Source organism: Ahrensia sp. 13_GOM-1096m (assembly GCF_000620605.1).
GTDB lineage: Bacteria > Pseudomonadota > Alphaproteobacteria > Rhizobiales > Rhizobiaceae > Ahrensia > Ahrensia kielensis.
On record NZ_JIAX01000009.1, the window covers coordinates 302890 to 317765 of the forward strand.

The following is a 14876-nucleotide window of genomic DNA, read 5'->3' on the forward strand; positions in this document are numbered from 1 at the left end:
AAAGTCCATTATCCATCAGTTACTTACGTGTACCATTGCCAAGCGGCGTTGGTGGTGTTTCGTCTGGTACACGCCCATATAGATGAGGCATTGAGCATGTTTTCAAGTGCGGCAAGACCTTGGTGCCAAATATTTCGCATTCATCCAAGTGAGGATAGCCCGAAAAGATGAAGGATCGGATACCCATCTTCTGATAGGCTTCGATCTTGCTCATCACCTGATCAACAGAGCCAACCAGCGCTGCACCACAGCCTGAGCGCGCACGGCCAACCCCTGCCCAAAGATGCGGCTCAATAAAGCCAAACTCGTCAGCACGGTCACGGTTGGCGGCTTGCAGCGCTACACCGTAGTTTTTTGCATCCAAGGCACGTTCGCGAATTTCTTTGCCTTTTTCATCTTCAAGCTTGCTCACCAGCTCGTCCGCATATTCATAGGCTTCTTGCTCGGTATCGCGCACAATCATATGAACCCGCAGACCATAATCGATCGTGCGGCCATGTTCCGTTGCCCGTGCGGCCACGCTTTTCATGCGCTCGGCGATAAGTTCTTCAGGCTCAGGCCACATCAGATAAACGTCACAATGTTTTGCGCAAAGTTCAACAGCGTCGGGCGAATAGCCGCCAAAATAAAGCAATGGGCCGCCATTTTGTTGGTACGGGCGAACCGGATCTGTGTTGAGGCCCTTTAGATTATAGATTTCGCCTTCATAGTTGATTTCATCTTGCGTCCAGCATTGACGCAGAATTTCGACAACTTCAGTCGAGCGTTTATAGCGATATTCACTCGATGCTTGCTCACCGGGAAATGGTGAAGAAATGACATTCAGCGTCAAGCGCCCTTTCATCATGTGGTCAAGCGTTGCAACGGCGCGGGCGAGCATGACAGGATGCACTTCACCGCAGCGAATAGCGGCCAATAGATTGATATTATCTGTAATCGGCGCCATCGCAGATGCGAAAGTCCATGTGTCCATACCAACTTGATAGGATGATGGGCAAAGACAATTGCGAAAACCCAATTGGTCGGCGCGCTGAACAATTTTGCTGGTATTTTCCCAAGATGAGCGAAGATCGCCCTCTGGTACACCTAAATAACGATAGTCATCTGAACAAATCGGCGCGAACCAAGATACTTCTGCTGCATCTACATCCGCTGATTTTACGGGGACAATCGTCATTTCGCCTTCTCCTGCCTAGATCTGTTGGTGCTGTTCTACCATTTCAATTGAAATGTATCAATAGTGAATGAATTTAGAACCCATAATTTATCGTGACATGACCAAGCGCCCCTTTTATTATTGCGCCAAGTTTGGGGGAAAAACCTTGCCTGATAAGAAACAACGCGGCGGTGCTTTACCGCTCTATATGCAAATATCAGAACTATTATCGCGCGAAATTGCCGCTGGCATTTGGCCTGATGGAACGCGCCTGCCAACAGAGGCCAACCTTGCCGCGCATTTAGGTGTTGCAGTTGGTACTTTGCGTAAATCGCTTGCGGATTTGGAAGAGAAAAAACTGCTTGAACGCATCCAAGGGTCAGGCACCTATGTGCGCAAACGCGCAAAGTCCGGTTCGATTTATGAGTTTCTCCATTTAGAGCTTAAATCTGGCGCTGGCCTACCAACGGCGCAAATATTGTCTCTCGACAAATGCCCATGCCCAGATTTCTTGCCGCCCTTTGGAGACGGTTCATCGCACCATGCATGGCGCGTGCGTCGTTTGCGTTTTTTGGGCAAAACACCTGCCGCGCTTGAAGAGATCTGGTTTGATGCACGCCACGCACAAAGCTTAGACATTGAATCAATGCCAGAAGCTATGCATTTGTTTTACAGGCAAAATTTAAACTTCTGGATTGCGCGTGTTGAAGATGCTGTTAGCGTGTCACCATGCCCAGACTTTGCGCCAAGCGATGGCCCTTTCACACAAGGAACACCGCTTGGATATGTGGAGCGTGTGTCATGGGGCAATGCGGATACAGTGGAAGAGTTTAGCCGTAACTGGTTTGACCCTAGCACTGTTGCTTATGTGGCAAGATGGGCGTGACCTTTAAACCAATCATCCAAAACATTGCGATACCAAGCCTTTAGCTTTGCATCATAGGCTTCAAAGCCAGCATTTTGTTGATCTTTTGATTGCGTGCCTGGGCGGCCAATATATTCGCCAAATTCTGACTGCCACTGCGTCAAAATTGGCCGCGTCACTTCAGGATGAAACTGCAATGCTAATGTTTTATCGGCTCTGAATGCTTGGTTGATGTGCGGATTATCTGCTTGGGCTGTGGCGAGCAATTGCGCACCAGCAGGCAATGTCCATGTTTGGCTATTGCCGTTTAAAACCATCATATCGTCAGCCAAGCCAATGGCTTTGCCTTCTGGCTTTGCATCAATCGCGTAAAACCCCATCGCCATTGCACCATCATCGCGGTACGAGACTTTAGCGCCCATAGCAGTTGCAATCATCTGGCTACCCAGACAAACGCCGACAAGTGGGATTTGCTTGTCCATCGCATCCTCAATGAACTTTAATTCATCAAGCAGGAATGCATTATTGCTCGCCGTCGCTTCAGAAATCATTTGCGGGCCGCCCATAACCATGACGCCCGCCTCATCGCCAATAAGCGCAGGCAATGTTTCGCCCTTCCAAGGCTCAACAACGCGCACATCATAGCCTTGAGCAATCAAATGCTGACGACCAGCATCTGGCTCTGCAATTTGCCAATGTTCAATTACATAAAGTGGTTTTACTTCACCACGCGACCCTGCAACCATCGATGCCAACTCTCTGCTGTACCATTAAATACGTTGAGATCGATCTTTGTCGCGACGCCTTTTGAAAGTCCAGTACCCGAATACTGCCAGAAGGCAAAATCCTGATTTGGATAACGGGTTATTGGATGCTCAGCGACAGACCGCAGCCAGAAGGAGTGATCTTTGAACTGACCTTTTAGATTGTCATCATAAAAGTCAGGCGCTGTGTAAATAATCGGCTTTTGACCATAATGGCGTTCGATCAGGCGTGACCAAACTTCCATTTTGGCCAGCACATCTTTTTTAGAAATTTTGCCTGGGCACGTTTTGCGGTTGCCGTGCCATTCAACATCAAGCACCGGCGGCAAAGCGCCCTTTTCTTTGGGCACATGACGTATAAACCAATTGGCCTGCTCTTCAGCATTACGGCACCAATACATGAAGTGGTAGGCACCGCGCGGAATGCCAGCTTTCTTCGCTTCGTTCCAATTTTGCTTAAACAGACGGTCAACATGCTTGCCGCCTTCTGTCGCTTTAATAAACGCGAAATTTGCGCCTTGGGTGCGCAGTTTTTCCCAATCGATATCTGACTGCCAATGGGAAACATCGACACCGTGGACTTCAAATTTAGAAGGATGGCGCGCGGGATGAAATTTTATCGGATGCGCATCGCGAAAATTCTCTGAATAGACTTTAGTGCGTCCATGCTTTGGCTGTGGCGCTGCCTGTTTTGTCAGATTTTCAGGTTTTAATGCTGCAACCTCAATCCGTTTGGGAGCTGGTTTTTGCTGCGCGCTCAATGGCGCAGGAAATGGATTTTGTTCTTCAAGTGAGAGCGGCTCAAACGTATCAGCCCGATCACTTTGGGACACATTGATAGAGTTGACGACCTCTGCTGACGGCCTCAATTCAAGCACGTCGCGGGTTGTACCAGACGTACAAGCCGTTAACGCGGTTGCGGCAAAAGCCAAACTGGCAAAAACTGCCAAACGCATATCAAATCCACTCACATTAAAGATATTATTCTGCGCAGCGCGCAATTTTCGTAACCTTAACGGACAATGAATAAACAATCGGCAAATTGATCTGGTTAACAAAAAGCTAATATGGCGCGCCTTGAAACGCGCCTTTTATCGGCAATTTGATGAGTTTAGGCGCTTAAGAGAAATTCAGCTTCAATGCGGCAGTGATGGTCAATCGCAATAACGGCACTTTGCATTGCGCTGAATAAATCTCAGGCGCGTTTCGCCGCCATGTTTGGCAATCAGCTCCGGTATATCGAACGCATATTCAGCGGCGCATTTAAGGCATTTGAATTTTGCACCAAGACGCATGTGCAGCATCTCGTTCAAGCTCAAATGGTAGTTGTGTTCATCAGCATAAAACTCTTTGACCATAACTACCTCGCCTTTTACTTAGCTGAATTTACCCGATCGCGGAAAACCTTTTGGCACCATTCGCCCTGCTCCAGCACGTGCGCCCATATATTCGGCGAGCTCCTCTTTCGTGCGATTATGCGCGCGAGAAGAACTATCGAACCATGTTAAGCCCTCATCCAGCTTGAACAGCGTGACATCCTTAATGCCGCCATCCTTAAACTTTTGAAGACGCACGCCTTTACCGCGTGTCATTTCAGGTACTTGGTCTAAAGCAAAGAGCAACATCTTACGGTTTTCACCAACGCTTGCCACGTAATCTGCGCCTTCTGGCACTGGGTGACAGATCAAAGCTTCGTCAGGCAATTTGACGTTCATGACCTGCTTGCCCTTGCGCGTATTGGCAATGACATCGCTTTCACCCACGATAAACCCGTTACCGACACTGGAAGACAGGAACAATTTGCGGCCAGCCTTATAAACAAAAGCGGTCAAAATATCGCTGTCATTATCCATATCGACGACAAGACGAATTGGCTCGCCATGGCCACGCCCGCCCGGCAATCGGTCGGCACCAATTGTGTAGAACTTACCGACTGTCGTGAAGACGATAATCTTATCGGTGGTCTGCGCGTGGAAGGCCGTTTTGAGCTTGTCGCCTTCCTTGAACGAGAACGAGGAGAAATCAGCGACATGGCCTTTCATGGCCCGCATCCAGCCTTTTTCAGACACGACAATCGTGACCGGCTCTTTTTCAATCATCGCTTCTTGAACAGCTTCAAGATCGATTTCTTTTGCATCAGCAAAGTTCGTACGGCGTTTGCCGATGTCAGTGTCTTTGCCGAATTTCTTTTTCACATCCTTGATTTCAAAAGCGATGACTTCCCATTGCTTATCTTCAGATGCCAGCAAGGCTTCGATCTGGTTTTTCTCTTCCGTTAAAGCATCAAATTCTTTTTTGATCTCAACTTCTTCGAGCTTATTCAAAGCACGCAAACGGAGATTAAGGATAGCGTCCGCTTGAACTTCGGTAAGTTCAAACGTTCTTATCAACTCGGCCTTGGGGCGATCCTCAAAGCGCACAATACGGATGACTTCATCAATATTGAGATAGGCAATCAGAAACCCGCTCAATGTTTCTAAGCGGCGCTCAATAATGCCCAAACGGTTGCGTGAACGGCGCACAAGCACATCGCGTCTGTGCTCTAGCCATTCGAGAAGCATTTCGCGAAGGTTCATCACCTTCGGCGTAACGCCTTTTGAAAGCACATTCATGTTGAGCGAAATGCGGGTTTCAAGCTCGGTTAGCTTGAACAAGGATTCCATAAGAATCTCAGGGTCAACCGCCCGCGACTTCGGCTCCAACACGATGCGTACATCTTCGGCACTTTCATCGCGAATATCTTCCAAAAGCGGTGTCTTTTTGGCGATAAGTAGTTCGGCGATCTTTTCGATCAACCGCGATTTTTGAACCTGATACGGAATTTCCGTAACGATAATCACATAGCCGCCGCGCCCTGTGTCCTCTTTGTGCCAGCGCGCACGCGTTCTAAATCCGCCGCGCCCTGTTTTATAGGCTTCAAGAATATTGGCACGCGGCTCAACAATCGTTCCTCCCGTTGGAAGGTCCGGCCCTTCAACATATTCAACCAGTTTTTCAATGGTAGCATTTGGGAACTTGATGAGATGAAGTGCGGCATCGCAAAGTTCTGCGGCATTGTGCGGCGGAATATTCGTTGCCATACCAACCGCAATACCGGCGGAACCATTGGCCAAGAGATTTGGAAAAGCGCCCGGCAATACAACAGGCTCTTTATCTTCTTCATTGTAGTTGTCGCGAAAATCGACCGCGTCTTCACTCAAGCCCTCAAGCAGAAGTGTACCAACCTCTGTCATGCGCGCTTCTGTATAACGATAGGCCGCAGCATTATCGCCGTCGATATTACCGAAATTACCCTGCCCGTCGATCAATGGATAACGAACAGAGAAATCCTGTGCCAATCGCACCAGCGCATCATAGATCGCTTGGTCGCCGTGCGGATGGAAGTTACCCATCACGTCACCAACGATTTTCGCGCATTTTTTGTAAGCGCTTCCGGGGTTCAGCTTGAGCTGATACATCGCGTAAAGGATGCGTCTGTGCACTGGTTTCATGCCATCGCGTGCATCGGGCAAAGCACGGTGCATGATCGTCGATAGCGCATAGGCCAGATAGCGCTCTTCAAGCGCAGCTTTAAGATCTACCGGTTCAATTGCCTTGCCCGGTTCATCAGATGGTGGTGGCGTGTTCTTTGACATGCACTTTCGTTAGCGCTTTGCCTGATTCGCGGCAAGATTGAAGCGCGTCAACTCACAGATCGTAAACAGCTTCAAGTTTCACGGAAGTTTTGTGACAAATATTCTTACGAAAACGAGGTGCGAGACAAAAATCCCGACAAATTGCCGGGATTTTTAGATTAAAGATTTGAGTGATTACTTCTTTAAAAGATCACGAATTTCTTCAAGCAACTGAACATCAGCTGGCGGTGCCGCTGGCACTTCAGGTGCTGGCTCTTCTTTGCGCATCATGTTGTTGACGGCTTTAACCATCAAGAAAATGATGAAGGCAAGGATCAGGAAGTTAATTGTCGCTGTGATAAAGCTACCATAGGCCAATACAGCGCCCTGCTCTTTAGCGGCATCCAGTGTAGTTGCAGTCACTTCAGATGAAAGACCTGCAAAATAGTTATTGAAATCCAACCCACCAAAAACAGCGCCCACAACTGGCATAATAATGTCGTCAGTCAATGATTTAACGATTGTGCCAAAAGCACCACCGATAATAACACCTACCGCCAAATCCATAACATTGCCTTTGGCAATAAACTCTTTGAACTCACCGATCATTCCCATTGCGTATTCCTTTTGATTAAATCGTTTAATAAAATTGTTTCATTTTGAGAACACTCGTAATGCAACTGCTCTGGAGTTGCAAATATTTAACAAATTCATAAACACATACGATAGCCGTAAGTACGGTTTCAAATTGCGATAATTTCCCTCATATTAACTCAAGTAAAATTGACGGGCGGGGAAACGACATGCAGGGCTGGCTTATCGCGTTGGCGGCATTCATCTATTTGGCAATGCTATTTGCCGTTGCTGCCTATGGTGATCGGCAAACATCTACGCGGTTGTCGCGCCCACGACCGTTTGTCTATGCGTTTTCCTTAGCCGTTTATTGTACTTCATGGACGTTTTTGGGTTCCGTCGGCGTCGCAGCTGATCGCGGATTTGAATATTTTGGCATTTATGTTGGGCCAATATTGCTCTTTACCGTTGGGTTGCCGCTGGTAAAGCGCATTGTCCGGCTCAGCAAATCAGAACGCATAACGTCAATTGCTGATTTTCTGGCTGCTCGATACGGCAAAAATGCACGCGTTGCTGCGCTCGCAGTGGTTATCGCGATCATTGGCACTGTGCCCTATATCGCCCTCCAGCTCAAAGCCATTTCTGACACCGTGACCTTGATGGTGACGCATTATAATGTTTCAGCCGACAGCACGATTTTGAACTTTGATGTCGCATTCATCGTCGCGATAACATTGATTATATTTGCCATTTTATTCGGCACCCGCCACGCCGATGCGACCGAACACCAGGACGGCCTGATTCTTGCCGTCGCGCTCGAATCCATTATCAAAATCGTTGCCTTCATCATTGTTGCGGTGGCTATCACATTTTTCCTTTTCGATGGTTCGCCTGCCATTTTGGAGGCTTTCAAATCGAACGCCGAAACGCAGCGCGCAATCATCAAAGGCAGCTCGCTCAGCACATGGCTCGTGCTGACATTGCTCAGTGCTGCGGCTGTGATCGTGCTACCGCGCCAATTTCACGTAATTGTTGTCGAGAACAGATCAGAGGATGAACTCAATCACGCCGCGTGGATTTTCCCGATCTATCTAATCGCCATTAATGCGCTCGTCATGCCGGTGGCCATTGCTGGCATGCTTTATGTTAAGGGCGGCACGCCTGCCGATCTTTATTTGTTGGCTCTGCCCCTACAAGCAGGCCATGACTGGCTTGCTATGGTTGCCTTTATTGGTGGGCTTTCAGCGGCAACAGCGATGGTTATTGTAGCAACCGTCGCTCTTTCCATTATGATTTCGAACAACATCATTATCCCTTTATTGCTGTGGCGTTTTGGCGGCGTTTTGCAAACATCGGGCAATAATTGGTCAAACGTTATTTTGAATATGCGGCGCATTTCAATTGCTGTCGTTATCTTTGCAGCCTTTGCCTATTATCAACAAACGACACAAAGCGCACCGCTGGCCGCGATTGGACTGCTTTCATTTGCCGCCATGGCGCAGTTTGTTCCCTCTATGCTGTTCGGGCTTTATTGGCGAAAAGCCAATGCGCGCGGTGCCTTTTTCGGCATGCTCGGCGGCGCAATAGTTTGGTCCTATACGCTGCTCATTCCAGCGCTTTCCTCGCCAACAATTGCGTGGATACAGCCCGGCCCTTTCGGCATCGCCGCACTGCAGCCACAAGCCTTATTTGGTGTGCAGCTTGAACCGCTAACGCACGGCGTTTTGTGGAGCATTGGCATCAATATTCTGCTTGTGATTATTGGCTCACTTTCGCGCGCATCAACGCCGCTTGAGCGCGTACAGGCAGCAACATTTGTTCCCCGCAGCCAGCAAGCCAGCAGTGAACTCAAGCGCTTTACAACCACGGTAACCGTTGATGAGGTCAAAGAGACCGTTGCGCGCTATGTCGGCATAGAACGTATGCAAAGAGCATTTGCAACTTACGAAGACCAAGAAGACAAAAAGCTGGTCGGCAGTAATATCACCGATGTTAATCTTGTGCGTTATGCCGAGCAAATACTCGCAAGTGCCGTTGGATCGTCCTCAGCGCGCCTTGTGCTTGGCCTGCTTTTAGAAAAAGACGGAATATCACCTGATGAAAAAATCCGGCTTCTTGATGATGCATCCGAAGCGCTTCAGCAAAACCGCGATCTACTACAAATCGCGCTTGATCAGATGGACCAAGGCATCACGGTTTTCGACAAGGATTACAAACTCAAAAATTGGAACCGCCAGTTTAGGCATTTGCTCAATCTGCCCGCGAAATATGGTCATTTTGGCATGCCGCTGAAAGACATTGCAGAAGCCCTTCTTGATCACGGAGAAGTAAGCACCAATCTGCGCGATGACTTTGTCAGCCATATTAGCCAAGCAAGTTCGGCCTGGCTGCTCCCACTTGCTAAAAGTGGACGCATTTTAGAACTTCGTTCAAACCCCATGCCTGATGGCGGTTTGGTCGTCACCTATACGGACATTACAGGGCGGGTTGAGGCCAATGAAGCGCTGGAGCGATCAAAGCAAAGCCTTGAGCAGCGTGTGCAAACGCGTACCGCAGAACTAACCTCTGTGAATGAAGCGCTGGCAAAAGCACGCCAAGAAGCTGAAACGGCAAATATCGGCAAAACACGCTTCCTTGCAGCGGCGGGTCACGACATTAGCCAGCCGCTCAATGCGGCGCGTCTTTATACAGCGTCCTTGGTGGAACGCACGGTTGATGTTGAACACAGGCACCATGATATTGCCTTGAAAATTGATGCAGCCCTTAGCTCTGTCGAAACAATCATCGGTGCGGTTTTAGACATTTCGCGGCTTGATGCGGGCGCATTGAAAGCAACACGCGCGGCATTTGAAATGAACCCGTTTCTTGATCAACTGCGCAATGACTTCTTGCCGCTTGCTAAAGAAAAGAACTTGGAACTTATCGTTCTGCCTTCCAGCACAATTGTTGAAAGCGACCGCGCATTGCTCATGCGCGTTGGCCAGAATTTAATTTCTAATGCGCTCAAATATACCCGCAAGGGCAAAGTGCTGGTCGGTGTGCGCAGATATGGGAACGCCTTAAAACTATGTGTTTATGATACGGGCATTGGCATTCCTGAACACAAAGTGGACTCCGTTTTCAATGAATTTGAAAGGCTCAGCGAAGGCGCATTGATCGCTCGCGGCCTAGGACTTGGCCTATCAATCGTTGATAGAATATCCCGTGTTATCGGGTCAGAAGTGGAAATCCGCTCTGCACCGGGCGCAGGCACAGCCTTTATGGTGTCATTAACTGCTGCCAGCGCAGCCTCTCTGCCCAAAACGAAAAAGAGCCCCAAACAGGTGACGCAAGCCAATTTGCTGGGCGGGCTTAACATTGCTTGTATCGACAATGAACCGTCCATCGTTGAAGGCATGTCTGTCTTGCTTGATGGTTGGGGCGCAAGCACGATTTGTGCAACCAATATTGCAGAATTAAGCAGCAAGCTTGACGATGCGCCTCGCCCACCGAACGCAATTATTGCCGATTATCACCTCGACAATGAGGACGGCATCAGTGCGATTGCGACAGTGCGTGAAAAATTTGGCACGGATTTGATGGCGATTTTGATAACGGCAGATCGTTCAAACACAATAAAAGCGCTTTGCGCAGATGAAAACATCTCGCTCCTCAACAAGCCGCTTAAACCTGCTGCCTTGCGCGCTTTGCTGCATTCAATTCCGCGTGAAAAACCACATGAGGCAGCTGAGTAATTACTTAAGAAGAAGCGGTGTCGTTTTGGCTATTGCTGTCTCGCAATATATCCGCGCCAATTTTTGACAGGCGGATAACGGCTTGCGTGCGGCTATCAACATCGAGTTTTTGTAGCACAGCTGACACATGCGCTTTGACCGTCGCTTCGGAAACACCAAGCTCATAAGCGATCTGCTTGTTCAAAAGCCCTTCGGCAAGCATACCCAGCACACGCGCTTGTTGCGGAGTGAGTGTTTTAATGCGTGCAATTAAATCGACAATTTCTTCATCTTCATCACCTGCTGGAGACAGATCATGCGGCAGCGCGATATCACCAGCCAGAACGCTGTTTACAGCTTCTCTGATTTGGTCCGTTGATGCTGATTTAGAAATAAAACCGGAGGCACCAAGCTCAATCGCGCGGTGGACAGTAAGATGATCATCGGACGCAGAAACAATAACAACGGGTACGGATGGGTAAGATGCGCGCACAGAGACAAGCGCAGAAAGACCCGATGTGCCGGGCATGTTAAGGTCTAAAAGCAAGAGATCGACCTCATCATGCTCTTTAAGAGCTGCCATGGCGCTTGAGAAATCATACGCCTCGATCATCTGGTTGGGTTCAATTCCATCGCCGATATGATCGCAAATAGCCGACTTAATCGCGTCGCGGAATAAAGGGTGGTCATCTGCAATGAGAACGGTTGTTGGCACAAGCACACCTTAAATTGTGAACAATGGAGTTCTTATGCGGTCTGCAGGCTGCCATCGTCAAGTCAGGTGCGAACTAAGTCTATGTAATTATCCACGAAAAGCACGTGCAATGCGCGGCAAGCGCATGACAAACCAGATGACAACCCACACATTTCCCAAGAACGGAATCGGTATAATCCAGAATAAGGCTTGGCGACTGCGTTCAACCAAAACGATAATGACGGCAAACATCAGGAAGCCAAAATAAAGATCAGCGAGCGTTACAATGCCCCATGGGTCAGTGGACAACCAGCGGCCTGCCTGTGAAAAATTGCCCTGAAACAGCGCCCAGACAATGAGCGCGGCAAACACCGCGCCCAATATTGCCAGTAATGTTCTTAGCAGTCCCATTTCATCACTCCATATTTAAGCAATGAAATAGAACACGCTCACAATTTGTCTAGCGAATGCAGCGCAATCTTAGCGAAGGAGCCGCTGCACTTTATTACAATAGTTCTGCGAAATAGGATTCATGCGCTTGGCACCGTGGCCAGCATTGTAGCGCAAAATAGTGCCACATGTGCTTCCGCTTGCCAGTTGGCGTGCTTTGCCAAGATATTTCATGCCATATTTGATGTTCGTTTCAGGATCGTAAAGTCCTTTGGCAGAACCACGATAACCAACCAAACGCGCTGTTGGCAGACGTAATTGCATCAAGCCGATTTCGCCAGCTGCACCGCGTGCGCTTGGCTTATAGCTGCTTTCAGAAAACACCACAGCATGTGCAAGGCCGACAGGAATGTTGTTGGCTTTGGCATGGCGCGAGATAATCGCGTGGTAAGGCTTACCCTTGCTGGAAAACTTTGCGCTGACCTCTGTCTTTTTTGCCACTTTTGTTGAAACTTTGGCGTCTTGCGTCGTTGCGCAAGCAGACAACGTCACTGCCACGAATAGTGAAAGAACAAACTTATAAATTTTCAAACTGAAACCCTCGATTAACGCAATGTGCGATCAGCGGGCGGAGTAACGCTTGGTAATGCGAAGCGTCCACTCAAACAAAGAATCAGTTTGTAACAAACCGACATTAATAATTTTATTAAATTCAATGGCTTATGATATATTGCTGAACTAGGGCAACGCGCTCAAGAGGCGATGCAATGTATCAATCGTTGACATATCAGCGACACCGTCAACACGTTTGGGACGGAAATGGCGCTGAAACGCTTCGACAACGCCCTTGGTTTTTGCATCAAAAACACCGTCAACATCTATGCGGTAACCATAGAGCCTAAACATGGCCTGCAAAGCTTCAATGGGCTGGCCCGTTTCACCTTCGCTAAAATAACGTCCACCTGCAATGGCCGTTGGCTCTGTCCAGTGGCCGACACCCGCTTGCGCAAGTAGTTTCCAGTCAAAGTTCTCACCTGGATCTAATTTGCGTATCGGTGCCACATCGGAATGGGCAAGCACATGCGCGGCAGGAATTGCGTAGCGTGACAAAATCGATTGGCAAAGCTTAACAAGACTTGCCATCTGCGCTTTAGGATAATCTGGCAAACCAGCAGGATGACCACCATTGACGATCTCAATGCCAATCGAGCGCGAATTGGTATCCTCTTCGCCTTTCCAAAAGCTATTGCCTGCATGCCAAGCACGGTCCGCCTCACGCACCATTTGCACAACACGCCCATCTTCATGGACGATATAATGCGAAGAAACTTGGCTTTCCTCGCTACAAAGCCATTCTTGTGCGCCCTCACCGCTATCCATGCCCGTATAGTGCAGCAACAACATATCGATTGCTCGATCATCTTTGCGCGGCCCAAAATTGGGCGATGGGCATATTTCAGCGGTTTCAAAATCGGCTTTAAATATTTCAGGCATCATAGGCGCTTCAAATCTGCTTCGACCGAATGCCACGCATCATTAATCGCAGCCATTCGGTCTGTGGAAATCTTCATGAATTCCATCGGCAGGCCGCGCGCAAGAAAATTATCCGGATGATGTTCACGCACTAAGTCCATATAGACAGCACGCGCATCGCTATATTCGACGCCATGTTTCAACCCTAAAATACGATAAGGATCGCTTGCGCCCTTATCGACATGCCGCGATAAAATGCGGTCAAACTCGGCATCTGAAATCGAAAATATCGCTGCGACTTCTTGCAAAAACGCCAATTCATTACTGTGTAATAAATTATCAGCTTTAGCGATGTGGAACAAACCGTCGATGATATCGCGCAGGATTGGACAGTTCTCGCCTTCTTGTGAACTGCATAAATTGGCAAGCTGCGCAGCATAGGAGTCAAAGCCTGCTACGTCTTGTTTCGCCAAATTGTAAAGCATGGATACCTGATCGGCATGCTCATCGGGAATATCAAATATTTCTTTGAAAGCATCGACTTCGGATTGCATAACCACACCGTCGGCCTTTGCCATTTTGGCAGAAAGCGCAATCATGGCGACCGAAAATGCAACACGGCGCCGTGTCTCAGGATCGCCTTCAAACAATGTGCGAACGGCTTCAATCACTGCACTAAAGGCAGGGATAGCCGTAGCAGACACGAAATCAGTTATGCGAACCCAGATAGACATTTGGCGGCGCTTTCTTTGAATCGCGTCACTCATAATGCAATTGAAAGAAAAGTTTAAGTAAAACTTCCGTGGCGGTTCTTAAAAAAGTTTAGCCGAGGTAAAATCGCCGCGCCAAAGAGCGCGGCGATAAAATAATTATTGAGCTTTTGGCTCTTCAACAGCAGATTTCACGTCATCAGCAGCTTCTTTAACTGCATCTTTGGCAGCTTCGGTTGCTTTTGCAGCTGCGTCATCAGTCGCCTTTTTCAGCTCTTCAGCCGTTTGACCTGTTTTCTCTGCACCAGTTTCAACGGTTTTCTTGGTCGCGTCCATCATGTCGCTGGCTTTTTCTTTAGCGTCATCGGCCATGTCACCAGCTTCTTCTTTACCAGTGCCAACGGCCTTCTTGGCAGCGTCCATCATGTCGCTGGCTTTTTCTTTAGCGCTATCGGCCATGTCACCGGCTTTTTCAACGGCATCGTCTGCCATTGTTTCAGCGCCTTCAACCAATTCACCGGCTTTAGTTGCAGCATCACCAGCAGCTTCTTTAACTGTATCAACAGCTTCTTTTGCCATGCTTTCAGCATCTTTAGCCACTTCACCAGCTTTTTCAGCGGCATCATCGGTTGCTTTTTTCACGCTTTCGGCTGCATCATTAGCTTTTTCAGTTGCTGTCTGTGCTGCACCCTCAACATTTTTCTTCGCTTCTTCAGCTTCATTGCTACAAGCACCTACGGCCAGCAAAGCGAGAAGGGAAACAGATGCAATCAATAATTTTTTCAACTTAAGTCTCTTTCGTTGGCGCCATATCAGCGCGGTTTAGTTTAACAATCTACATATGTGATATACCCAATCTAATTTCAACAAAAACACGCGTTTTAAAGTTAAAATCGTTGGTTATACCAGATGTACTTGAATATT

The 14876-nt window shown here is 48.3% G+C and carries 14 protein-coding genes; 2 read left to right on the top strand and 12 right to left on the bottom strand.

The genetic code is table 11. The features are described from left to right. Window positions 1–19: 19 nt before the first annotated feature. Window positions 20–1177, bottom strand: coding sequence for an LLM class flavin-dependent oxidoreductase (locus N530_RS0105465; protein ID WP_026479869.1), 1158 nt, complete (start codon window positions 1175–1177; stop codon window positions 20–22). A 145-nt stretch (window positions 1178–1322) separates the two neighbouring features. Here N530_RS0105465 and N530_RS0105470 point away from each other — a divergent pair, with 145 nt between their 5' ends. After that, on the top strand, window positions 1323–2042 hold the full coding sequence (locus N530_RS0105470) for a GntR family transcriptional regulator (protein ID WP_026479870.1): 720 nt from the start codon (window positions 1323–1325) through the stop codon (window positions 2040–2042). On the opposite strand, the gene N530_RS0105475 is transcribed toward N530_RS0105470, so the two are convergent. From N530_RS0105475 to mscL, 5 genes are all read right to left on the bottom strand, one after another. Next, complete coding sequence (locus N530_RS0105475) at window positions 2021–2767, bottom strand: gamma-glutamyl-gamma-aminobutyrate hydrolase family protein (RefSeq protein ID WP_026479871.1); 747 nt, start codon at window positions 2765–2767, stop codon at window positions 2021–2023. The two genes, N530_RS0105470 and N530_RS0105475, sit on opposite strands and share 22 nt — an antisense overlap. After that, complete coding sequence (locus tag N530_RS0105480) at window positions 2740–3741, bottom strand: GH25 family lysozyme (RefSeq protein WP_026479872.1); 1002 nt, start codon at window positions 3739–3741, stop codon at window positions 2740–2742. Before N530_RS0105480 ends, N530_RS0105475 begins: the two co-directional genes overlap by 28 nt. Window positions 3742–3939: 198 nt before the next feature. Beyond that, a complete protein-coding gene (locus N530_RS0105485) occupies window positions 3940–4143 on the bottom strand; it encodes a hypothetical protein (RefSeq protein WP_018687557.1) in 204 nt (67 codons plus the stop codon). A gap of 18 nt (window positions 4144–4161) precedes the next feature. After that, the gene (gene parC, locus N530_RS0105490; protein ID WP_026479873.1) at window positions 4162–6420 is read right to left on the bottom strand and encodes a DNA topoisomerase IV subunit A; all 2259 of its coding nucleotides are present in this window, start codon (window positions 6418–6420) and stop codon (window positions 4162–4164) included. A 174-nt stretch (window positions 6421–6594) separates the two neighbouring features. After that, window positions 6595–7008, bottom strand: coding sequence for a large conductance mechanosensitive channel protein MscL (mscL, locus tag N530_RS0105495; protein ID WP_026479874.1), 414 nt, complete (start codon window positions 7006–7008; stop codon window positions 6595–6597). A gap of 194 nt (window positions 7009–7202) precedes the next feature. Between mscL and N530_RS0105500 the strand changes: the two genes are divergently transcribed. Continuing rightward, the gene (locus N530_RS0105500; protein WP_026479875.1) at window positions 7203–10706 is read left to right on the top strand and encodes a PAS domain-containing hybrid sensor histidine kinase/response regulator; all 3504 of its coding nucleotides are present in this window, start codon (window positions 7203–7205) and stop codon (window positions 10704–10706) included. Window positions 10707–10710: 4 nt separating this feature from the next. Here N530_RS0105500 and N530_RS0105505 read toward each other — a convergent pair whose 3' ends face one another. The 6 genes from N530_RS0105505 to N530_RS18550 form a co-directional block, all read right to left on the bottom strand. After that, entirely contained in the window at window positions 10711–11406 is a 696-nt protein-coding gene (locus tag N530_RS0105505; RefSeq protein ID WP_155851927.1) for a response regulator transcription factor, read from the bottom strand. Between the two features lie 81 nt (window positions 11407–11487). Next, the gene (locus N530_RS0105510) at window positions 11488–11790 is read right to left on the bottom strand and encodes a hypothetical protein (RefSeq protein ID WP_026479877.1); all 303 of its coding nucleotides are present in this window, start codon (window positions 11788–11790) and stop codon (window positions 11488–11490) included. Window positions 11791–11859: 69 nt separating this feature from the next. Continuing rightward, window positions 11860–12360 carry a lytic transglycosylase domain-containing protein gene (locus tag N530_RS0105515; RefSeq protein WP_026479878.1) on the bottom strand — a complete coding sequence of 167 codons (501 nt, stop codon included), beginning with the start codon at window positions 12358–12360 and terminating at the stop codon, window positions 11860–11862. Between the two features lie 147 nt (window positions 12361–12507). Then, entirely contained in the window at window positions 12508–13266 is a 759-nt protein-coding gene (locus N530_RS0105520; protein WP_026479879.1) for an N-acetylmuramoyl-L-alanine amidase, read from the bottom strand. Next, window positions 13263–13976: a DnaJ family molecular chaperone gene (locus N530_RS0105525; protein WP_026479880.1), complete on the bottom strand. Its 714-nt coding sequence runs from the start codon at window positions 13974–13976 to the stop codon at window positions 13263–13265. Before N530_RS0105525 ends, N530_RS0105520 begins: the two co-directional genes overlap by 4 nt. Window positions 13977–14111: 135 nt before the next feature. Further along, window positions 14112–14738 (bottom strand): hypothetical protein, encoded by a 627-nt coding sequence (locus N530_RS18550; protein ID WP_051540776.1) that lies wholly within the window; start codon window positions 14736–14738, stop codon window positions 14112–14114. Window positions 14739–14876: the final 138 nt, after the last annotated feature.

Coding starts and splice junctions, on each gene's coding strand:
- N530_RS0105465 (WP_026479869.1), bottom strand. CDS start 1,177: ATGACGATTGTCCCCGTAAAATCAGCGGATGTAGATGCAGCAGAAGTA.
- N530_RS0105475 (WP_026479871.1), bottom strand. CDS start 2,767: ATGGTTGCAGGGTCGCGTGGTGAAGTAAAACCACTTTATGTAATTGAA.
- N530_RS0105480 (WP_026479872.1), bottom strand. CDS start 3,741: ATGCGTTTGGCAGTTTTTGCCAGTTTGGCTTTTGCCGCAACCGCGTTA.
- N530_RS0105485 (WP_018687557.1), bottom strand. CDS start 4,143: ATGGTCAAAGAGTTTTATGCTGATGAACACAACTACCATTTGAGCTTG.
- parC (WP_026479873.1), bottom strand. CDS start 6,420: ATGTCAAAGAACACGCCACCACCATCTGATGAACCGGGCAAGGCAATT.
- mscL (WP_026479874.1), bottom strand. CDS start 7,008: ATGATCGGTGAGTTCAAAGAGTTTATTGCCAAAGGCAATGTTATGGAT.
- N530_RS0105500 (WP_026479875.1), top strand. CDS start 7,203: ATGCAGGGCTGGCTTATCGCGTTGGCGGCATTCATCTATTTGGCAATG.
- N530_RS0105510 (WP_026479877.1), bottom strand. CDS start 11,790: ATGGGACTGCTAAGAACATTACTGGCAATATTGGGCGCGGTGTTTGCC.
- N530_RS0105520 (WP_026479879.1), bottom strand. CDS start 13,266: ATGATGCCTGAAATATTTAAAGCCGATTTTGAAACCGCTGAAATATGC.
- N530_RS0105525 (WP_026479880.1), bottom strand. CDS start 13,976: ATGTCTATCTGGGTTCGCATAACTGATTTCGTGTCTGCTACGGCTATC.